General features: G+C 67.8%; 22 protein-coding genes. 17 read left to right on the top strand and 5 right to left on the bottom strand.

Features of this window, described 5'->3' with window-relative positions:
* Window positions 1-34: 34 nt before the first annotated feature.
* Window positions 35-526: a hypothetical protein gene (locus A7X97_RS10220; protein WP_111007888.1), complete on the bottom strand. Its 492-nt coding sequence runs from the start codon at window positions 524-526 to the stop codon at window positions 35-37.
* A gap of 68 nt (window positions 527-594) precedes the next feature.
* Here A7X97_RS10220 and A7X97_RS10215 point away from each other — a divergent pair, with 68 nt between their 5' ends.
* From A7X97_RS10215 to A7X97_RS10155, 13 genes are all read left to right on the top strand, one after another.
* Window positions 595-1134: a GNAT family N-acetyltransferase gene (locus A7X97_RS10215; protein ID WP_072168623.1), complete on the top strand. Its 540-nt coding sequence runs from the start codon at window positions 595-597 to the stop codon at window positions 1132-1134.
* The gene (locus tag A7X97_RS10210; protein WP_005415593.1) at window positions 1131-1463 is read left to right on the top strand and encodes a non-heme iron oxygenase ferredoxin subunit; all 333 of its coding nucleotides are present in this window, start codon (window positions 1131-1133) and stop codon (window positions 1461-1463) included. The genes A7X97_RS10215 and A7X97_RS10210 overlap by 4 nt, the downstream gene beginning before the upstream one ends.
* A gap of 174 nt (window positions 1464-1637) precedes the next feature.
* A complete protein-coding gene (locus A7X97_RS10205) occupies window positions 1638-2042 on the top strand; it encodes a hypothetical protein (RefSeq protein ID WP_072168621.1) in 405 nt (134 codons plus the stop codon).
* Between the two features lie 149 nt (window positions 2043-2191).
* The gene (locus tag A7X97_RS10200; protein WP_111007887.1) at window positions 2192-4483 is read left to right on the top strand and encodes a TonB-dependent receptor; all 2292 of its coding nucleotides are present in this window, start codon (window positions 2192-2194) and stop codon (window positions 4481-4483) included.
* Between the two features lie 68 nt (window positions 4484-4551).
* Window positions 4552-5271 carry a tetratricopeptide repeat protein gene (locus tag A7X97_RS10195; protein WP_072168620.1) on the top strand — a complete coding sequence of 240 codons (720 nt, stop codon included), beginning with the start codon at window positions 4552-4554 and terminating at the stop codon, window positions 5269-5271.
* A 10-nt stretch (window positions 5272-5281) separates the two neighbouring features.
* Complete coding sequence (locus A7X97_RS10190) at window positions 5282-5959, top strand: Fe2+-dependent dioxygenase (RefSeq protein ID WP_069139012.1); 678 nt, start codon at window positions 5282-5284, stop codon at window positions 5957-5959.
* A 164-nt stretch (window positions 5960-6123) separates the two neighbouring features.
* Complete coding sequence (locus tag A7X97_RS10185) at window positions 6124-6525, top strand: hypothetical protein (protein ID WP_053496847.1); 402 nt, start codon at window positions 6124-6126, stop codon at window positions 6523-6525.
* 145 nt (window positions 6526-6670) lie between these two features.
* Window positions 6671-9091, top strand: coding sequence for a TonB-dependent receptor domain-containing protein (locus A7X97_RS10180; RefSeq protein WP_111007886.1), 2421 nt, complete (start codon window positions 6671-6673; stop codon window positions 9089-9091).
* A 166-nt stretch (window positions 9092-9257) separates the two neighbouring features.
* On the top strand, window positions 9258-9896 hold the full coding sequence (locus tag A7X97_RS10175) for a PepSY-associated TM helix domain-containing protein (protein ID WP_069139011.1): 639 nt from the start codon (window positions 9258-9260) through the stop codon (window positions 9894-9896).
* Between the two features lie 40 nt (window positions 9897-9936).
* On the top strand, window positions 9937-10455 hold the full coding sequence (locus A7X97_RS10170; protein WP_111007885.1) for a DUF2271 domain-containing protein: 519 nt from the start codon (window positions 9937-9939) through the stop codon (window positions 10453-10455).
* Window positions 10456-10530: 75 nt separating this feature from the next.
* Entirely contained in the window at window positions 10531-11334 is an 804-nt protein-coding gene (locus tag A7X97_RS10165) for a DUF4198 domain-containing protein (protein ID WP_088496718.1), read from the top strand.
* Between the two features lie 52 nt (window positions 11335-11386).
* Window positions 11387-12358: an FAD:protein FMN transferase gene (locus A7X97_RS10160; protein WP_111007906.1), complete on the top strand. Its 972-nt coding sequence runs from the start codon at window positions 11387-11389 to the stop codon at window positions 12356-12358.
* Window positions 12355-13959, top strand: coding sequence for a sulfite reductase subunit alpha (locus tag A7X97_RS10155; RefSeq protein WP_111007884.1), 1605 nt, complete (start codon window positions 12355-12357; stop codon window positions 13957-13959). Before A7X97_RS10160 ends, A7X97_RS10155 begins: the two co-directional genes overlap by 4 nt.
* 115 nt (window positions 13960-14074) lie before the next feature.
* Here A7X97_RS10155 and A7X97_RS10150 read toward each other — a convergent pair whose 3' ends face one another.
* The 4 genes from A7X97_RS10150 to A7X97_RS10135 all read right to left on the bottom strand — a co-directional run bounded on the left by A7X97_RS10150 (window position 14075) and on the right by A7X97_RS10135 (window position 17224).
* Window positions 14075-14683, bottom strand: a complete 609-nt coding sequence (locus A7X97_RS10150) for a HutD/Ves family protein (protein ID WP_111007883.1) — start codon at window positions 14681-14683, stop codon at window positions 14075-14077.
* A 34-nt stretch (window positions 14684-14717) separates the two neighbouring features.
* Entirely contained in the window at window positions 14718-15443 is a 726-nt protein-coding gene (locus tag A7X97_RS10145; protein ID WP_069139006.1) for a murein L,D-transpeptidase catalytic domain family protein, read from the bottom strand.
* Between the two features lie 17 nt (window positions 15444-15460).
* A complete protein-coding gene (locus A7X97_RS10140; protein WP_111007882.1) occupies window positions 15461-16546 on the bottom strand; it encodes a L,D-transpeptidase in 1086 nt (361 codons plus the stop codon).
* Window positions 16547-16897: 351 nt separating this feature from the next.
* Window positions 16898-17224 carry a ComEA family DNA-binding protein gene (locus A7X97_RS10135; RefSeq protein WP_032953992.1) on the bottom strand — a complete coding sequence of 109 codons (327 nt, stop codon included), beginning with the start codon at window positions 17222-17224 and terminating at the stop codon, window positions 16898-16900.
* A 199-nt stretch (window positions 17225-17423) separates the two neighbouring features.
* Between A7X97_RS10135 and A7X97_RS10130 the strand changes: the two genes are divergently transcribed.
* The 4 genes from A7X97_RS10130 to murU all read left to right on the top strand — a co-directional run bounded on the left by A7X97_RS10130 (window position 17424) and on the right by murU (window position 21053).
* On the top strand, window positions 17424-18917 hold the full coding sequence (locus A7X97_RS10130) for a M20 family metallopeptidase (RefSeq protein ID WP_069139004.1): 1494 nt from the start codon (window positions 17424-17426) through the stop codon (window positions 18915-18917).
* A gap of 69 nt (window positions 18918-18986) precedes the next feature.
* Entirely contained in the window at window positions 18987-19256 is a 270-nt protein-coding gene (locus A7X97_RS10125) for a GlsB/YeaQ/YmgE family stress response membrane protein (RefSeq protein WP_005415577.1), read from the top strand.
* Between the two features lie 64 nt (window positions 19257-19320).
* Window positions 19321-20346 carry an aminoglycoside phosphotransferase family protein gene (locus A7X97_RS10120; protein ID WP_111007881.1) on the top strand — a complete coding sequence of 342 codons (1026 nt, stop codon included), beginning with the start codon at window positions 19321-19323 and terminating at the stop codon, window positions 20344-20346.
* On the top strand, window positions 20343-21053 hold the full coding sequence (gene murU, locus A7X97_RS10115; protein ID WP_072168608.1) for an N-acetylmuramate alpha-1-phosphate uridylyltransferase MurU: 711 nt from the start codon (window positions 20343-20345) through the stop codon (window positions 21051-21053). The genes A7X97_RS10120 and murU overlap by 4 nt, the downstream gene beginning before the upstream one ends.
* Window positions 21054-21164: the final 111 nt, after the last annotated feature.

Genomic DNA, 21164 nt, shown 5'->3' with positions numbered 1-21164 from the left:
GCAACGAGAACGCCGCGGGAAACCGCGGCGTTTTTCATGGCGCCGCCAAGGGCAGGATCGAAGACACGCAGAGCTCCGCAGGCCATTGCCCAAGGTGCCCCTTGCCGTAAGGGAACGCGGATTGGCCCGCCGATACGATTCCGGTGAGTTCAACCGCCTGCTCCGACGGCAGCGCCGTGACGGGAATTCCATTCACCCACACGCCGTCGGCCGCCCATGGATCCTGCACCGGTGGCCCCGGGTGCAGCGCAGACATTTCGAAGCTCTCAACGTAGGCACCCCGTACGCGCACCAGTCTGCCGTGATAACGCATGGGATCGGCACGCAGCGCCTCCACCGTCACTGGCAACGCACGGGACGCACTGAAACGCGGGCACCCCAGGCCGTTGGGCGCGATGCCGCCACTCTCCTCGTGCGCCGGCAGGCAAGCCAGAAGAGCCACAAGCAGGACAGTTGCGGCCAGCGCGATTCCCTTCGGTATGCCCACCCCTGCACTCCGCCTGGCATTTGAAGAATGCACGAGCATAGCGGTTGCCAGGACCGTCGAGGGTCTCCCCCATTTGCGCCCGCCCACTGCCCACCTAAAATGCCCCCATGAGCACCCTGACCTTCCGCGCCGCCACGCCGGCCGACATCCCCGCCCTGATCGCCCTCGTCACCTCGGCCTACCGTGGCGACGCCAGCCGCGTGGGCTGGACTACCGAAGCCGACCTGCTGGATGGCGCCCGCATCGACGCCGAAGGCATCCAGGCCGACCTGGACCGCCCCCGCTCCACCATCCTGCTGGCCGAGCGCGAAGGCGTTCTTGTGGCCTGCGCCCACGTTGCCGACGTTGAGGGCAAGGGCTACTTCGGCATGTTCTCGGTCGACCCCGCACAGCAGGGCGGCGGCGTCGGCAAACAGCTGATGGTCGCCGCCGAAGCCCACGCCGCACGCGAATGGAACGTGCCGGTGATGCAGATGACGGTGATCGACGTACGCGACGAACTGATCGCCTTCTACGAGCGTCGTGGCTACCAGCGGACCGGCATCAAGAAACCCTTCCCGTATGGCGACGAACGCTTCGGCATCCCCAAGCGCGACGACCTGCGCTTCGAGATCCTGGAAAAACCGCTGGCCGGAGCGGCCGCGTGAGCGATACCTGGACCTTCGTGTGCGCCAGCAACGAGCTGCTGCCCGGTGAAATGAAGAGCGTGTTCGACGAGGTGACCGGCACCCCGATCGTGGTGTTCAACCTCGACGGCGAGCTGTACGCGCTGGAAGACCAGTGCACGCACGAGGAATTCGAGCTGTCCTCGGGCGAATTCAACACCGCCGAAGGCAGCGTGGAGTGCGTACTGCACGGTGCGCGCTTCGACGTGCGCGATGGCCGCGCCCTGTGCGCCCCGGCCTATACCCCGGTGCCCAAGTTCCCGGTGAAGCGCGAGCACGACGCCGTCTGGACCCGCGACGACCGCGATTGAGGCGGCGCACGGTCTGGGGGTATCCACCCTGGGCTGGATCTGCAGGAGGCCCCGCAAGGGCCTTCGCAGGGCGTTCCCCGGCCGCCCCGGCGTCCCGCAGCACCCCGTACATGCGAATCATTATCGTTGATGTTATTCTACGTAACATCTTCGTAACGACTTCGCCCTCGCGCCATGGTCTCGCCCGCGCCCACTGCCACGTTGTGCCAGCTCGCCCGCCAGGGGTGGCCACTGGCCGTGGCCGTGCTGCTGACGCTGCTGCTGGGCTGGTCGGCGCTGCACGAAGGACGCAGCAACGCCCCGACTACCCAAGGGTGGCAGGCACATGCCGAAGGGTTGCGCCAGGTCATGCCATTGCCGGCGCCGTCGGCAGACGAATGCCCGCAACATGCTGCACCTGCACCGGAGCCGCCGCTTGAGGGTGAGGGCAACACGCCCTGCACCGGAGTGGCACCCCTGCGCGCGCCCCTGGTCGCACATATCCCGCTATGGCGCTCCGACGCCCTGCGCCGGCAACTGCACGATCCCGCACTGCGCTTGAACCCCGGCCACGCACCGCCCGCACCGCACGCCAGCTGAGGCGCCCTGCGGCTGTTGCCGTGCGCCTGAAGTCGTTCGCCGCATCGCCGGGCATCAGCTCGGCTCTACAGAAGACGCTCCCTCCCTGTCGTCGCGCTGTCTGCGCTTCGGCCTTCGCCGTTTCCCGATCCACGCCACTACCCAAAGCCATGACCCACATCACGTCCCGCAAGCACGCCCCGCGCGTTTCCCTGCTCGCCACCGCCACCCTGGCCGCAGGCTTCGCGCCGCTGGCCGCGCAGGCTGCCGACAGCGCTGATGCCGCATCCAGCAAGGCCACCGACCTGGACAAGGTGCAGGTGCGCGGCAGCTGGTTCAATCCGTCCTCGCCGAAGTTCACCGCCGAACTGCTGGACACCCCCAAGTCAGTGTCGATCGTGTCGGAGAAGCTGATCGCCGAAACCGGTGCGACCAACCTGCAGGATGCGCTGCGCATGGTGCCGGGCATCACCTTCGGTGCCGGCGAAGGCGGCAACCCGACCGGCGACCGCCCCTTCATCCGTGGCTTCGATTCGCAGAGCAACGTCTTCGTCGACGGCCTGCGCGACGTCGGCTCGCAGACCCGCGAGATCTTCGATCTGGAGCAGGTGGAAGTGGTCAAGGGCCCGAGCTCGGCCTACGGTGGCCGTGATTCCGGTGGTGGCAGCCTGAACCTGGTGAGCAAGACGCCGAAGCTGAAGAACGAGACCAGCGCCAGCATGGGCATCGGTACCGACAGCTACGCACGCGGCACCGTGGACGCCAACTACGTCCTGGGCGACGGCATCGCCGCGCGCCTGAACCTGATGAAGCACGAATCGGACATCGCTGGCCGCGACGCCGCCAATGTCAGCCGCTGGGGCATCGCGCCGTCGATTGCATTCGGCCTGAACGGCCCGGCGCAGCTGATCGCCAGCCACTACCACATGCAGAGCGATGACCTGCCGGACGCCGGTGGTTTCCCCTACGGCAACCCGAACGGTGCGCCGGCCTCGAAGTGGGTCGACGGCCGCCCGATGGTGCCGGACCGCAACAACTACTACGGCTTGGTCGACCGTGACTTCCAGCGCACCCGTGCCGACATCAGCACGCTGGATGCCAGCTACGATTTCGGCGGCCACAAGCTGCGCAACATCGCGCGCCTGGGCAACACCAGCAACGATTACCTGTGGACCCAGCCGGACGACAGCCAGGGCAACCCGAACAACTACGGCACCTTGTGGCGCCGTACCAACGCCCGCGCCGTCGACGTCAAGAGCTTCGCCGACCAGCTGGGCCTGACCGGTGCCTTCCAGACCGGCGCGCTCAAGCACAGCTACAGCGCTGGCGTGGAATACAGCGACGAGAAGATGACCCGCGGCAGCTACCTGATGACGCCGGGCACCAGCAACCCGCTCACCGGCAACAGCAAGTGCCCGACCACCGGCGCGGCCACCGGCTACAACTGCACCGATTTCGCCAATCCGGATCCGCGCGATCCGTGGGCAGCCACCCATTCGGTGTACCGCAGCGACAAGGCACTGGACGTCGAGCAGCGCACCAGGACCACCTCGGCCTACGTGTTCGACACCATCGAGCTCAATGAGCAGTGGATGATCAACCTCGGCCTGCGCTACGACGACTTCCGCACCACCCTGACCACCCCGGTGGCCGGCAAGGCACCGACCCGCGTGCGCAACAGCAACGACTTCCTGAACTACCAGGCCGGTGTGGTGTTCAAGCCGGCCGCCAACGGCAGCATCTACCTGTCGTGGGGCACCTCCTCGACCCCGCCGGGCATGGACGGTGGTGACGGTTCGGACGGCCTGAGCGCCGCCGTGGCCGACCTCAAGCCGCAGGACACGAAGAACCTCGAACTGGGCACCAAGTGGGACCTGTTCGACCAGCGCCTGAACCTGACCGCAGCGATCTTCCACACCGTGATGAACAACGCACGCGTGACGGTCGACAACGGCACCAGCCAGAACGCCGGCAAGAAGGAGATCAACGGCTTCGAACTGGGCTTCACCGGCCAGCTGACCGACGCCTGGAGCCTGTACGGCGGCTACACCTACCTGGACTCGGAACTGAAGGACAACGGTTTCGTCTGTGGCGCACCGGTGGGCCGCACCTGCCCGTCCAACGTGTACGTGCCGTCGCCGTACAACGGCAACGTGTTCCCCAACACTGCCAAGCACAGCGCCAACCTGTGGACCACCTACCGCTTCCCGATCGGCCTGACCCTCGGCGCCGGCGCGTTCTACTCGGACAAGCAGTACGGTGATGTCGCCAACACCAAGTGGATCCCGAGCTACACCCGCTTCGACGCGATGGCCAGCTACGCGATCCAGGACAACATCAGCCTGCAGCTCAACGTGCAGAACCTGACCGACAAGACCTACTTCACCAAGGCCTATGCCTCGCACTACGCGAGCATCGCCCCGGGTCGCTCGGCCACTCTGGCACTGAACGTCAAGTTCTGATGTAACCGCGCTCCACCACGGCGGCAGGCGCTCCTGCCGCCGTTTTTGTTTCCGGCGATACTCACCCCATGGCAACCCGTACCCCCATCGACAGCGACGCCCTGGCCGAGCTGCTCCAGCACGATCCACAGGCTGCGTTCGCACGCGTGCGCGACGCCGCACAGGCCGGGCAGGTCGAGGCGCAGCTGCTGCTCGCGCAGATGCACATGGAAGGTAAAGGCACCGCGCAGGACGCCTCGGCTGCGCTGCTCTGGTACGAAACCGCCGCCAACAACGGCGCGCCGATGGCGATGAACATGCTCGGCCGCTGCCATGAGCTGGGCCAGGGCACCACGCCCGATCCCACGCTGGCCGCGGTGTGGTACCGGCGCGCGGCCGACACCGGGCTGGACTGGGGCCTGTACAACCTGGCCAACCTGCTGGCCACCGGCCGCGGCGTGCCCCAGGACCGCGCGCAGGCACTGGCCCTGTACACCCGTGCCGCGCACCTGGGCCATGCCAAATCGATGAACCTGCTGGCCCGCCACCTTGAAGACGGCCTGGAGATCGAGCGCGATCCGCAGGCCGCCCTGGGCTGGTACCGGCGCGCGGCCGAGACCGGCGATTTCCGCGGCCAGGCCAACTACGCCTCGATCCTGCTGCACGCCGGCCAGGTCGAGCAGGCCGTGCACTGGCTACGGCTCGCCCTGGCGCACGGCAGCCCGGCGTTCATGGCGCACATCGTGCCGGAACTGGCCGCGTCGCCGCATCCGCAGGTGCGCGCCCTGGTCGCACCGCCGTCCCTCTGAGGAGCCCCGCATGCTGCTGCACATCCCCGACATTCTCAGCGCCGACCAGGTGGCCGACTTCCGCCGCCGACTGGATGCCGCCGACTGGACCGATGGCCGCGAGACCGTCGGCCATCTGGGCGCGCAGGCCAAGCACAACCAGCAGCTGCCCGAGGCCTCGCCGCTGCGCCGCGAACTGGGCGAGATCATCCTCGTCGCGCTGGCCCGGCACCCGCTGTTCTTCAGCGCCGCGCTGCCACTGAAGTACCTGCCACCGCGCTTCAACCGCTACAGCGGCGGCGGCACCTACGGCTTCCATGTCGATGGCGCGGTGATGAACCTCGCCAATGGTGAACAGCTGCGTTCGGACATCTCCTGCACCCTGTTCCTGTCGGCGCCGGATGAGTACGAGGGCGGCGAACTGATCATCAGCGACACCTACGGCGAGCACGAAGTGAAGCTGCCGGCCGGCGACCTGGTCGTGTATCCGTCCAGCAGCCTGCACCAGGTGCGGCCGGTTACCCGTGGCGCACGCGTGGCTTCGTTCTTCTGGGTGCAGAGCATGATCCGCGACGACGTGCAGCGCCGCCTGTTGTGGGAAATGGATGGCTCGATCGAGCGCCTGCGGCAGACCGGCGGCGACGCCGAGGCGATCCTGCAGCTGACCGGCGTGTACCACAACCTTTTGCGGCGCTGGAGCGAAGTCTGAGCCTTGCCGGGCCGGCCTGCGGCATTTTGGCAATCATTCTCATTTGCAACAGCTAACGGCTCTCATTACAATCACGCCCCGTTGATGCCGGCCGCTGCCGGCAGACCCTTGGGGATCCCTGCGTGCTGCGTCCGCTTCGCCCTCGCCCACTCATCCATCGCAAGATGGGCACCGCCATGCGCGGCCAGCGTCCGGCGCTGGCCAGCCTGCTGGCATGGGTGGCGATGCTGGCGTTGCTGCTGGGCACCCTGCCACTGCTGCCACAGGCCCAGGCCGGAATGGCCATGCAGATGCCGCTGGAAGAGCGCGGTGGCGAAAGCCCCCTGCAGGAAGAGGCGCCGGCCAAGCTGCGCCGCTGTGCCGCCACCCCGGTGAAAGCGGCCGAGCAGGCACACCCGCCGTTGCTGCTGGCCAGCCACTGGCTGCGCACTGAACTCGAACTCGTACCCGCCACGCCGGCCATGCCCGGCGTGCGCCCGGACTGGCCGCTGGCCGCTCCGGACACGCCCTGGGCCGATGCGCCCGGGCGCCGCCAGCAACGCGGCCAGGCGCCGCCGCTCGCCTGATCCACGGCCTGGCGTGACCGCCTGCGCGGTCGCGCCTGCACGCCGCTGTCTGCTTCATCCCTGCCGCCCCTGACCGGGCCTTCCGTGCCTGCCGCGCCCTTCGCGCACGGCATCGCGCCACCCTGCATCCTTCGAGGTAACTGCCATGGCCCAGCGCCATCGTGTCCGTTCGTCCCTGTCCCGTACCCTGCTGACCAGCGCCGTGCTGGCGGCTTTCGCCAGCCCCGCCTTCGCCCACGGTGACGCCGCCGGCGCACCGCAGACGCTGGACAAGGTGGTGGTCACTGCCTCCGGCTTCGAACAGAAGGTGATCGATGCCCCGGCCAGCATCAGCGTGGTCAGCCGCGAGGAACTGAGCAAGCGCCCGTATACCAGCCTGGTCGACGCCCTGCGCGACGTCGAAGGCATCGACGTGGGCCTGGAAGCGACCGACAAGAACGGCCGCGCCACCGTGTCGATGCGCGGCCTGCCGTCCGAGTACACCCTGGTGCTGATCGACGGCCGTCGCCAGAGCAATGTCGGCCAGATCTACCCGAACAACTTCGGTGGCGGCCAGTTCGCCTACGTGCCGCCACTGGAGGCGATCGAACGCATCGAAGTCGTGCGCGGGCCGATGTCCACGCTGTACGGCTCCGACGCGATGGGCGGCGTCATCAACATCATCACCCGCCGCAACCAGGACAGCTGGCACGGCTCGGTGACCCAAGGCTTCACCGTGCAGCAGGACGACCAGTTCGGCGATGCGCGCACCACCGACCTCTACCTCAGCGGCCCACTGCTGAAGGATCGCCTCAGCCTGGCGGTACGCGGCAGCTACTACGATGCCAAGGCCTCGAACCCGGAATGGGGTGCACTGACCCTTCCCGACGGTACGCCGTGGGAGCGCAGCATCGGCTTCGGCGGTGGCGGCAAGTCGGTCGCCAACACCAACTGGAACACCGGTGTGCGCCTGGACTTCCGCATCAACGACGATCACGAACTGTGGCTGGACTACGACGTGTCGCGGCAGAAATACGACAACAGCGAAGGCCAGACCGGCACCCTCGACAGCCTGGCCAGCCTGTGGCGCGTCGGCAATGCGATCATTCCCAACCCGAACGGCAGCGGCACCGTCACCCGTCGCGTGGTGCAGCCGCGCGTGGGCTACACCGCCTACCAGCGCTACGAGCGCGATCAGCTGTCGCTGACCCACCAGGGCCGCTACGGCTTCGGCACCTGGCAGACCTCACTGACCCACAGCAAGAGCAACAACCTGGGTCGTTCGCTGCCGCTGACCCTGGACGAGCGTGCCAACCTGCAGACGCTGTGGAATGACGTCTGCCGCCGCACTGGCGCCGCCAACCACTGTGCGGCCAGCCGAGGCAACGCCCTGGCCGCCCTCAACCCGAGTGAGACGGCGCGCCTGCAGGCGTTCCTGCCGCGCCCGCTGCGCAGCATGGAACTGGAAGGCTACGTGCTCGACACGATGCTCGACCTGGACTTCGGCGCGCACAAGCTGACGGTGGGTGGCCAGTACAACAACACTGACATGGTCGACGGTGTGTTTGGCATGGATGGCGCCGGCTACCGCAGCAACGTCAAGCAGAAACACCGCATGTGGGCGCTGTTTGCCGAGGACAACTGGGCGCTGACCGACACCCTCACCGCCACCTTCGGCCTGCGCTACGACGACCACAACGTGTTCGGCAGCCACGTCAGCCCGCGTGGCTACCTGGTGTGGAACGCCAGCGATGCGTGGACCTTCAAGGGCGGCGTCAGCACCGGCTACAAGACCCCGCGACCGGACCAGCTGTTCCCGGGCATCACCGGCTTCGGTGGCCAGGGCGTGCTGCCATTGGTCGGTTCGCCGAACCTGAAGCCTGAAACCAGCACCAACTACGAGCTGGCCGCCTACTACGAGGGCCAGCGCTGGGGCTTCAACGTCACCGGCTTCTTCAACACGTTCGAAGACAAGATCGCCAGCGGCGGCACCTTCCCCAACTGCGAAGTGGCGCGCGCCGGCAGCGGCTACTGCGTGGACATCGGCCCGGGCTGGGCCGCACTGGGCTACAGCACCTTCACCCAGAGCGTGAACATCGACAAGGCTGAAACGCGGGGTGCCGAACTGGCCGCCCACGTCGACCTGCTCGACACCCTGCAGCTGCGCGGCAACTACACCTGGACCAGGAGCGAGCAGACCAGTGGCGCACAGAAGGGGCTGCCGATCAGCGGCACCATGCCGGCAAAACACATGGCCAACGCCAGCCTCAACTGGCAGATCAATGAAGCGGTCAGCCTGTCGCTGATCGGCGAGGGCCGCTACGACCGCTACCGCGACACGCTGCTGGACGCCAACGGCGCCAGCCACACCCGCTACTACGAGGACTACACGATCTTCCATCTCGGTGGCAGCTGGAAGGCCACGCCCTGGCTGACGGTGAACGCACGGGTCAACAACCTGCTCGACAAGGATTTCGTCTCGCAGTCGTGCCTGTTGATCAGCCAGAGCGAGTTCAACTGCGTGGACGACTATGCGACCAAGGACCAGCGGCGCAGCTACTGGATTTCGCTGAACGCGAAGTTCTGATCGCCGCGCCCTGCTCCTGCTCCACGCATGGCGTGGATCTACCGATCGGTAGTGCCGGCCGCTGGCCGGCATCCCGAAATAGCTCCGGGATACAGAACGACACGCAATTGCGAGCTATTCTCATCAATGATGTAATGGGCAGTCCCCGTCCGCCTCGAACCGTGCCGTGAGCCGTCCCGCCCTTTCCACCGTGCAGCAGCAACAGAACCGTGGCTTCTGGCTGCGGACGCTGCACCAGTGGCACTGGATCAGCTCGGCGGTGTGCCTGATCGGCATGCTGCTGTTCGCGGTGACCGGCCTGACTCTCAACCATGCCGCGAAGATCGAGGCCAAGCCCGAGGTGCAGAACCAGCATCTGGAACTGCCGGCCGCGCTGCTGGGCCAGCTGGGCACGCGCGAGGACGGCAACGCGCCGATTCCGCGCCCGGCCCGGCACTGGCTGGACACGCAGCTGGGCATCGCCATCGGTGGCCGCCCGGCCGAGTGGTCGGCCGAGGAGATCTACCTGTCGCTGCCGCGCCCCGGTGGCGACGCCTGGCTGAGCATCGACCGCGAAACCGGCGCGGTGGAGTACGAATCGACCTCGCGCGGCGTGGTCTCCTACCTCAACGACCTGCACAAGGGCCGCAACGCAGGCCCCGCATGGGGCTGGTTCCTGGACCTGTTCGCCGTGGCCTGCCTGGTGTTCTGCATCACCGGCCTGTTCCTGCTGCACCTGCATGCGCGGCAACGGCGCATGACCTGGCCGCTGGTCGGCCTCGGCCTGATGATCCCGCTGTTGATCGCCCTGCTGCTGATCCACTGACTTCCACCGTGAATTCCATCCGTTCCTCCGGAGCCGCCCCATGCGCGTCACCCTGACCATCGCCCTCAGCGGCCTGCTGGCCACCTCGCCGGCCTATGCCACCACCCTCGACATCAACGTCGAAGTGCCCAAGCTCAACGTGGCCGAGTACCACCGCCCGTATGTGGCGGTGTGGCTGGAAGGCGCCGACCAGAAGGTCGCGGCCAACCTGTCGGTCTGGTACCAGCAGACCAGCAACAGCGAGGGCCACGGCACCAAGTGGCTGCCCGACCTGCGCCAGTGGTGGCGCAAGAGTGGCCGTACCCTGCAGGTGCCGGTGGACGGCGTGACCGGCCCGACCCGCCCGGCCGGCAAGCACACACTGTCGTTCAGCGACAGGCAGCCGGCACTGAAGCAGCTGGCCCCGGGCAACTACACCCTGGTGGTGGAGGCGGTGCGCGAAGTCGGCGGCCGCGAACTGCTGAAGATCCCCTTCACCTGGCCGGCCACCGCCGCGCAGAACGGCAAGGCGCAGGGCGCCACCGAACTGGGTCAGGTCACCCTGTCCGTCAAACCCTGAAAAGGGGACGGAGGGGATTAAGTCGTAATCCCCTTCTCCTTGCCGCATCACCCCGCATCCACTGGAGTCTTCCGCATGAAGCGCACGCTCGTCCTCGCCGCCGCCCTGGCCGCTGCCCTTCCCTTCTCCGCCCTGGCCCACAAGGCCTGGCTGCTGCCCTCGCAGACCGTGATCGCCGGCAACGCACCGTGGATCACCGTCGACGGTGCGGTCTCCAACGACCTGTTCTACTTCAACCACGTGCCGCTGCGACTGGAATCGCTGGTGATCACCGCGCCGGACGGCAGCACCGTGCAGCCGCAGAACGCGACCACCGGCAAGTACCGCAGCGTGTTCGACATCGAACTGAAGCAGGCGGGCACCTACCGCATCGCCTCGGTCAATGACGGCCTGTTCGCCACCTACGAGCAGAACGGCGAGCGCAAGCGCTGGCGCGGCAGCGTGGCGACCCTTGGCGAACTGCCCAAGGACGCGAAGAAGCTGGAACTGAGCCAGTCGATCGGCCGCGTGGAGACCTTCGTCACCAACGGTGCACCGAACGATACCGCGCTGAAGCCGACCAACCGGGGTATCGAGCTGGTCGCTGTCGGCCACCCGAACGACCTGTTCGCCGGCGAGGAAGCCACCTTCCGCGTGCTGGTCGATGGCAAGCCGACCGCTGGCCTGGAGTTCGAGATCGTGCGGGGCGCCACCCGCTACCGCAACGCACAGGACGAACTGAAGCTCACCAGCGACGCCAAGGGCGAGATCAAGGTGACCTGGCCGGAAGCCGGCATGTACTGGCTGGAAACCGGCACCGAAGACAACAAGACCTCGGTGAAGCAGGCCGCCAAGCGCCGCCTGAGCTACGTCGCCACGCTGGAAGTGCTGCCGCAGTGATGTGGACCACGATGCCGGGCACACCCCGGCATCGCCGCCACGACGCATCACCATGACTGATCCCCAGCTCGACATCGCCCGCCTCGGCGGCACCACCATGGGCACCACCTGGAGCGTGTCGCTGGTCGCGCCGCGCCAGCGCGACCTGCATCCACTGCATGCCGGCATCCAGGCGCGGCTGGATGCGGTGGTGGCGCAGATGAGCACATGGGAGCCCGGCTCGAACCTGAGTCGCTACAACCGCGCCAACGCGGGCCAATGGTGCGTGCTGCCGGCCGAGACCCGCCACGTTCTGGCCTGCGCACACGCCATCGCTGCCGCCAGTGACGGCGCCTTTGACCCCACCATCGGTCCGCTGGTTGCGCTGTGGGGCTTCGGTGCACACGCCGGCGAACGCCGCCCGCCCGACGACGCTACCCTGCAGGCCACGCGTGAGCGTTGCGGTTGGCGGCGCCTGCAGTGGCAGGGCGATGCGCTGCTGCAACCGGGTGGACTGGAACTGGATCTCTCTGCGATCGCCAAGGGCTTCGGCGTCGATCACGTTACGGCTTGGCTGCGTGAGCAAGGCATTGCGGCAGCGCTGATTGAAGTCGGCGGCGAGCTGGCCGGCTACGGCCGCAAACCGGATGGCCATCCCTGGCGCGTGCTGGTGGAATCCGCACCCGAAGAAGACGCGCACAGCGAAACACCACTGCGGGTGCTGGCGTTGGATGGCAAGGCGGTCGCCACCTCCGGCGATCGCTGGCATCAGTACCAGGCCGATGGCGAGGTCTACAGCCACAGCCTCGACCCGCGCAGCGGCAGGCCGGTGCGCCAGGTCGCCGCAGCGGTCACCGTGGTGGCAGACGACGCGATGCATGCTGATGCCTGGGCCACCGCACTGACCGTCCTTGGTCGCGAACAGGGCATGGCACTGGCCGAGCGCGAAGGCCTGGCTGCACGCTACCTGCAGCGTGCAGCGGACGGCGCGCGGGAGTTCCTCAGCAGCGCCTTCCAGCGCCTGCTCGACGAGCAGGATGCATGAGCACCCGGCCGTCACGCGCCTGGCTCGGCAACGCCCTGGTCCTGCTTCTGCTGGCGCTGATCGGTTCGGCGTTGCTGCGCCTGCATCTCGGCGAAGCCTGGTGGCAGGGCGCGCCACCGGCGCGGCAGTCGCAGATCGCGGTGCTCGCTACGGCGTTGTATGCGCTGACCTGCGCCGCACTGTGGTGGCGTGGGCGCCCGCGCGACGATGCCGCCTCCGCTGACACCGCGCCGATCCTGCTGGTCTGGTCCAGCCAGACCGGTTTTGCCCGCGACCTGGCCGAACGCAGTGCCGAGGCATTGCGTGGTGCCGGCGTGCCGGTGCGCGTGCGCGGTCTGCACGAAGTCGACGCCGCCTTGCTGGCCAGCAGCCAGCGTGCATTGTTCATCGCCAGCACCACCGGCGAAGGCGATCCACCTGACCACGCGCTGCCGTTCCTGCGCGATGTCATGGTCTCGCCGCCTTCACTGCAGCACCTGCACTACGGCGTGCTCGCACTGGGCGACCGCAGCTACGGTCACTTCTGCGGATTCGGCCACCAGCTTGACCAATGGCTGCGCCAGCACGGCGCGCATCCGCTGTTCGATGCGATCGAGGTCGACAACGCCGATCCGGCAGCGCTTCGTCATTGGCAACAGCTGCTGGGACAACTCGGCGGCGGCGCCAGTGAACTGCCCGACTGGAGCCCGGCCGCGTACCAGCCGTGGACGCTGCTGCAGCGCGAGCATCTGAACCCGGGCAGCCCCGGCGGTCCGGTGTACTGGTTGCGCCTGCAGCCACCGGCCGGCGCAGAGGCGCAGTGGCAGGCCGGCGACATCGCCGAGATCGGCCCGCAGCATGCGTCGCACACCGTGCGTGCCTGGCTGGACGCACAGCGCTTCGATGCGGACAGGGTGCTGGATGACGGGCAGACGTTGCTGACACGCGTCGCGCGCTCGCACCTGCCTTCATTGGTTCCCCCGGGTGATCTGCCCGCATTGCTGGCGACCCTGCAGCCGCTGCCGCATCGCGAGTACTCCATCGCCTCGGTGATGGCCGACGGCGCGGTGGAGCTGCTGCTGCGTCGCCAGCTGCGCGCGGACGGCACGCCTGGCATCGGCAGCGGCTGGCTGTGCGACCACGCGGTCATCGGCGAGCCGGTGCAGCTGCGCCTGCGCCGTAACGACAATTTCCACGGCGTCGCCGCCGAGGTACCGCTGCTGCTGATCGGCAACGGCACCGGCATCGCCGGCCTGCGCGCCCACCTGCACGAACGTGCCCAGCAGGGCGCGCGCCGCACCTGGCTGCTGTTCGGTGAGCGCACCGCCGCACACGACTTCCATTTCGGCGACGAGCTGCAGGCAATGCTGGAAGACGGCACGCTGGCGCGGCTGGATGCAGTGTTCAGCCGCGATGGTGGTGCGCATCGCTATGTGCAGGACCGCCTGCTGGCCGAAGCAGCAACACTGCGGCAGTGGGTGGATGAAGGCGCGACGATCCTGGTCTGCGGCAGCCTGCAGGGCATGGCCCCGGCGGTGGATGCGGTGATCGAGCAGGTGCTGGGGACTGCGGACAAGGAAACGCTACTGCTGGCCGGTCGTTACCGGCGCGATGTGTATTGAGCTCACCGCATCCACGCATGGCGTGGATCTACTGAACGGCGTGTCCGGGCAGCGTGGCAATCGCACACCCGTAGGTCCACGCCATGCGTGGATAGCGCCCACCGGCGCCGAGGAATCATCCCGCCGCCGCACTGACCCGGATCGCCAGCAACTCGCCCCCGCCCTGCAACGCATGCCTTTGCCGTTCACCGGCCGCCAACCACGCGGTATCGCCAGCGTGCATCGGCGGCTGACCGCTGTCAGCCCCAAATTCGGCATGACCGGCCAATAGGTAAAGCGCCCAGGCCACGCCTGGTTCGCAGAAGAAGAACATCGAGCCCACCAGCGGCCGATGCAGGAGTTCGGCCTGCAGCAGGTCGCGCTTCCACATCAGGTTGAAGTCGTGGGTGGTGCCGTCGACCAGTTCGCCGTGCAGCGTTTCCTCGCCCGCAAAGCGCACGCGCCCATGCGGCGGCAGGACTTCGGCCACGCGGCCATCCTCGAAGCGCAGGCGCACGCCATTGCCCTGCAGCAGCACCAGCTCGCGCTCCACGCCGGGAAACGCGGAGAACGCCGCGTCCAGCTCGATCTCGGCCACCGACAGGCGCAGCGCCCAGTCGTCGCCCTGCGCAGGCAGGCGCAGGATCTCGCGCGTCCAGCCCAGGCCGTTGCGCCAGCGTTCGCGGCGGTAGTCCAGGCGGGAGATGACCTGGCTCGGAGTGTGCAGCAGGGAGTCGACGTTCATCGGCGCATTGCATCACGCCGCGCGCCATCGTGCATCACCGCGTGGCCAGCGTGCCCTGGCCGCCGCACCCGCCGGCCAGCAGCTGCGAGTGTTTCAACCAGTCCTGGTCGGGGTAATAGGCGAACACCATCGTGCCGCCACGCAACGCATCGATCAGTGGCTTGGCCACCGACAGGCGCACCGCCGGACAGCCCAGGCTGCGGCCCAGCCGCCCCTGCAGCTGCGCGGTGGCCGGGTTCACATATGGCGCGCCGTGGATGACGATCGCGCGTTCGCGCGCGCGGTCATTGAAGCCCGGTTCCAGCCCGGCCAGGCGCAGCGAATACCCGTTGCCGCCCATGTAGGTCTCCTGCGCGGTGAACGCGCCGAGGCTGGACATGAAACTGCCATCGCGGTTGGAGAAGTGCTCGGTGCGGTTCTCGCCGCTGTTGCGGCCATGCGCCACCCATTCCTCGAACAGCAGGCGCTGGTGGGCCAGGTCGAACACCCACAGGCGCGGCTCGGTGGACGGCCGCGAGTAATCGATAACGCTCAGTCGATCACCGTTGATGCCAAGCTCCGGCCGCTGCAACGCACAGCGCATGGCGTGCGCCGCCAGCTGCAACACGTGGCGGTCGGCCTTGGGCGCACTGCGCGACAGCAAGGCAGCCAGATCATCGGCACTGGTGGCGAGGGCGGGCGTCTGTGCCAGCGCCGGGGCGCTGGCCGAGGTCGCCAGCAGGCCGAACGCGGCCAGCCGGCACAGGCGGGATGCAGTCATGGGCACAACGAAGGGACTCAGTTGCCCTTGAGGGTGGACCCTGGCGGCTCGGATTCCAAGACCGGCTGCATTCCGGATTCAGCCGGGCTTGGGCGGACCGCCGGCAGCGAGGTCACCAGCAGGGTCGTGCCTGGCACCAGCACCCGGTACAGCTGGCGGGCGAACTCGGCCGGCAGCGCCATCGGCAGCGAGGGCGTGGCCAGCAGGTCCGGCGTGGCCTGGGCACGGTCCTGGCCCAGCAACGGGTAGGCCGTCCACTGGTGCAGGCGCTGGTTCGCGTCCAGCGGGCTGGGCGTATCGCTGTAACCCTGCCCCATCACGAACAGGGTGGTGCCCTGGAAGGCCGGCAGCGCGTCGGCCTTCAGCGGCGACTCGCCGATCATCACGCCATCGCGCAGCACGTACAGGCGCTGGTCGTGCAGGCTGACCAGGATGCCGACCTGCCCGGCCGGCGCCGCGCTGTCATTCCACCACGCCTGCGCCGGCGCCCCGCCCTCTGCCTCCGGCAGGGCCTGGCCGCGGGCATTGACCGGCGCCAGCACTGACGGATAGGCCAGGGTCATCGGCGAGCTTTTGGCATCGGCCACCACCACCGTGTCGCCGCGCTGGGTTTCGCGGAACAGCTTCTGCGCGAAGGCCTGCGGCAGGCGTACGCAGCCGTGCGAGGCCGGATGCCCGGGCAGGCTGCCGCCATGCAGGGCGATGCCATCCCAGGTCAGCCGCTGCATGTACGGCATCGGCGCGCTGTTGTAGAGGTTGGACCTGTGGTCCTTGTCCTTCTGCAGGATGGTGAACACGCCGGTCGGTGTCTCGTGCCCGGCCTTGCCCGAGCTGATCGTGGTCAGGCCGATGGCAATACCGTTGCGGTAGACGTAGGCACGCTGCTCATCGAGGCTGACCACCAGCACGATCGGGCCGGTCGGCGAGATTTCCGGATGCCACAGGTATTCGCCCGGCTTCAGGTCGGTCGGCCCGCGCACCTCGGCGGTGCCGGCGGTGGCAGCTGCGGGCTTGGCAGCCGGTGTCGTCGCAGCGGCATGGGCCAGCAGCGGCAGGGCCAGTGCAAGGGCGAGCATCAGGGTCGTGGGGCGGTGCGGAAGCATCCAGCGGGGGTCCTTTCCATGCAGAGCGGCCACCGTACACCATCGGCCCGTGGTGGCCGCGGCAAAACCAGGCGCGGAAATGAAACTGCCCGGCGACACAGCCATGTGTCGTACCGGGCAATCGTTACGTCCTTGTCGGCCTGCTGCCGCCCCCTCGCATCCTGCGCTGTGGGGGTAGCGTTGCATCCTGCACGCGGCCGCGTCTGTCCTGTTTGTATCTCAGCCCCTTCCACAGGTCTGTGATGCCACCATCCTGGTGATTGGTGCCGCGTCCTGCGGCGGTCGGTGGTCACGGCCTTCCTGTCCGCGACCGGTGAACCAGCCTCCTGCCGGTTCCGACGATTCCTGCTGTCAGCGCCTGGGTACGGTCCGCACCGGTACCGATCCGGGTACCGGATCCGCCGGCAACAACCTGTTGCCTACGGTGATCCGCTGTCGATTCCGTTCGACGATCGCTTTCCCTATCCCCTTCACCTGCGCCAGGTCCTCGACGCGATGAAACGGGCCGTGTCTGCGCCGGTGCTCGACGATCGCCTCGGCCTTGGCGGCCCCGACCATCGTCAATCCCTGCTGCAGCGCCTGGGCATCGGCGCGGTTGATGTCGATCGGTTCGGCGGCATGCGCCCCAGCGATCCCCACTACCAGCACCAGTGCCCTCAACACGACACTCCAAGGCACGACGTGTATCTCCCTGTGATTCTGGCCGCCCCGACCGGCAATCCCGTCGGCAGGAACAGTGTCCGTCACCACATGTGCACAGCCTATCGGTTTCCCGGATTTCCGTAAGCCAGCCAAATACCCGACGTGATGTAGGAAAAACCCTACCCGTGGCACAGGCGTAGAATGGCCGGATCAGCCCATGCAACCGGAGTTTCAGATGGACAGCGCCAAGCTCGGCCAATTCGTCAATGACAAGTGGGACAGCGAAATCGTCCCGCAGTTGGTCGACTACATCCGCATTCCCAACAAGTCGCCGATGTTCGACGCCAATTGGGTGCAGAACGGCTATATGGAACAGGCGGTCACCCTGATGGAGAACTGGGCCAGGGCCCAGCAGCTGCCCGGCCTGAAGGTTGAAGTGGTGCGCCTGGAAGGCCGTACGCCGCTGATCTTCCTGGAAATTCCAGCGACCGGCGCCGAAACCGGCGACGACACCATCCTGCTCTACGGCCATCTGGACAAGCAGCCGGAAATGACTGGCTGGGATGACGATCTCGGCCCGTGGACGCCGGTCCTTCGCGGCGACAAGCTGTATGGCCGCGGCGGTGCGGACGACGGCTACGCCATCTTCGGCTCGCTGGCCGCCGTGCTGGCGCTGCAGGCCCAAGGCCTGCCGCACGCCCGCTGCGTGGTGCTGATCGAGGCCTGCGAAGAGTCCGGCAGCTACGACCTGCCGGCCTACGTCGACCACCTGGCCGAGCGGATCGGCAAGCCCTCGCTGGTGGTCTGCCTGGATTCGGGCTGCGCCAACTACGATCAGCTGTGGTGCACCACCTCGCTGCGCGGCCTGACCGGCGGCAACTTCACCGTGAAGGTGCTCAACGAAGGCGTGCATTCCGGCGATGCCTCCGGCGTGGTGCCGTCCAGCTTCCGCCTGCTGCGCCAGCTGCTGTCGCGCATCGAGGACCAGGACACCGGCCGCATCCTGATCGACGGCATGAACGTCGAAATCCCCGCCGAGCGCCTGGAACAGGCCAAGCGCGCGGCCGAAGTGGTGGATACCGAGATCTTCGAGAAGTTCCCGATGGTCGACGGCCTGCGTCCGATGAACGAGGACCTGACCGAACTGGTGCTCAACCGCACCTGGCGCCCGGCCCTGTCGGTCACCGGTGTCGGCGGCATGCCGCCGCTGGAATCGGCCGGCAACGTGCTGCGCCCGCAGACCTCGGTGAAGCTGTCGCTGCGCCTGCCGCCGACCGCCGATGGCAAGACCTGCGGCGAACTGCTGAAGGAAGCGCTGCTGCGCGACCCGCCGAACGGCGCGCAGGTCACCCTGGACCTGGAAAAGGCCTCCACTGGCTGGAACGCCCCGGCCATGGCGCCGTGGCTGACCCAGGCCATCGACGATGCCAGCCAGGCCTTCTTCGGCAAGCCGGCAATGTACATGGGCGAAGGCGGCTCGATCCCGTTCATGGGCATGCTCGGTGAGAAGTTCCCGGGTGCGCAGTTCATGATCACCGGCGTGCTCGGCCCGCACTCCAATGCGCACGGCCCGAACGAGTTCCTGCACATCCCGATGGGCAAGAAGGTCACCGCCTGCGTGTCCAAGGTGATCAGCGAGCACTACGCCGCCAGCCTGCGTGGCGAGACCAGCGGTTCGCCGGTGGCTGCCGACAGCGGCACCCGCCACGGCGACCACGGCTGCTGCTGATCCGGCACCGGTGACGGACGCAGCCTGGCCTTGCTAGGCTGCGTCCACACTCAAGCGGAATCCGCGCGCATGAATGGTCTGTTCGGCAGCAGCAGCTGGTTGTACATCCTGCTGGTCGGCTTCTTCGTCGGCCTGCTCGGGCGTTTCTTCATGCCCGGCAACAACCGCATGGGCTGCCTGCTGACCATCGTGCTGGGCATCCTCGGTGCACTGCTGGCCGGTTGGTTCGGCCAGTACATGGGCTGGTACGCCCCCGGCGAACCGGCCGGTTTCCTCGGTGCGGTGGTGGGCGCGGTGGCCGTGCTGGCCGTCCTGCGCCTGTTCAGCGGCCGCCGCTGACCCCGTCCCTCCTTCCCCTCCTGTTCCCGACGTTGGCGCGCCCAGCGTCCCCGGATATGCCCGCATGACCGAACCCGCCTCCGATCCCCAGCGCAGCGCGCGGCGCCTGCAATGGGCCCGTACCCAGCTCGACGATGCCAGCGCGGTGGTCGAGCGCGCTTCGGTCGATGCCGGCATGCGCAGCTACTGGCGTACCACCAGCACCCGTGGCAGCCACATCGTGATGGACGCCCCACCGGGGCTGGAAGATCCACGGCCGTGGCTGCGCATACGTGGCCTGCTGCACGACCACGGTCTGCGCGTGCCCGCACTGTTGGCGCAGGACCTGGAGGCCGGCTTCCTGCTGCTGGAAGATCTCGGCGGCCCGACCCTGGCCAGGATCCTCGACGAGCGCAATGCCGATGAATGGTTTGGCCGCTCGATCGAACAGCTGCTGCGCCTGCAGGCGATTCCGGTACCGGCCGACTTCGGCCAGTTCGGCGAAGCGCTGCTGCAGCGCGATGCCGGCCTGTTCGACGAATGGTTCCTGCAGCGGCACCTGAACCTGGAACTGGACTGCGGTGAGCTCGAGGGGCTGCAGCTGGTGCATCGCCGGTTGATGGACAACGCGCTGGGCCAGGCCCAGCTGATGACCCACCGCGATTACATGCCGCGCAACCTGATGCCGGTCGACGACGGCCCCGCGGTGCTGGATTTCCAGGACCTGGTGCGTGGCCCGATCGCCTACGACGCGGTGAGCCTGTTCAAGGACGCCTTCCTGAGCTGGCCGCTGCAGCGCGTTGACGCGTGGCTGGCGCAGTACCACGAACGCGCGCGCGACGCCGGCCTGCCGGTGCCCGACCGCGCCACCTTCCTACGCGATGCCGACTGGATGGGCATCCAGCGCCACGTGAAGATCCTCGGCCTGTTCTGCCGCCTGCGCTACCGCGACAACAAGGGCCATTACCTGGACGACGCACCGCGCTTCATCGGCTATCTGGATGAAGTGCTGCCACGCTATCGCGAGCTGGCGCCTCTGCAGCAGCTGCTGGAAAACCGCATCAAGCCGGCGCTGGCCGAACTGGGCGCACCGATGCGCGTGGCCCGATGAAGGCGTTGGTCTTTGCCGCCGGGCTCGGCGAGCGCATGCGCCCGCTGACCCTGCACACACCCAAGCCGCTGCTGGAAGTGGCCGGCAAGCCACTGATCGTCTGGCACCTGGAGCGCCTGGCAGCGCTCGGCGTGCGCGAGGTGGTGGTCAACACCGCGTGGCTGGCCGAGCAGTTCCCGGCGACGCTGGGTGATGGCAGCCAGTGGGGCCTGCGCCTGCATTTCCTTTACGAAGGGCAGACCCCGCTGGAAACCGGCGGCGGCATCCTCAATGCACTGCCGGTGCTGGGCGATGCCCCGTTCCTGGTGGTGAACGGCGATATCTGGACCGATTTCGATTTCGCCACGCTGCCGCGCGAGCCGCAGGGCCAGGCACATCTGGTGCTGGTCGACAATCCGGTTCAGCACCCGAACGGTGACTATCGGCTGGATGCACAGGGCCTGCTGCACCACGACCGCGCAGGGCCATGCCTGACCTATGCCGGCATCGGCGTGTACCGCCCCTCGATCGTGGCCGACTGGCGCGCGGTGATCGGCGATGCGCCGGGCAGCGAGCGGCTGCCGCCGAGGTTCTCGGTGGTGCCGCTGCAGAAGCATTTCATGGCGCAGGGGTTGATGACGGGGCAGCACCATCGGGGGCGTTGGACCGATGTCGGGACCGTGGATCGCCTGCGCGCGCTGGATGTGGAGCTGGCGGCGAACGGCTGAGCCCCTCGTGGCTGGACGCGTAAAGCGGATCGCGTGCTTGGCCGGGCGGGTGGGCCATGCAGGGGACGCTGCAACTCCCCCTCCGGGGCCCGGCCCAGCCGCTGGCGGCTG

Source organism: Stenotrophomonas sepilia, from assembly GCF_003244875.1.
Lineage (GTDB): Bacteria > Pseudomonadota > Gammaproteobacteria > Xanthomonadales > Xanthomonadaceae > Stenotrophomonas > Stenotrophomonas sepilia.
This window is presented reverse-complemented; position numbering and strand designations above follow the sequence as displayed.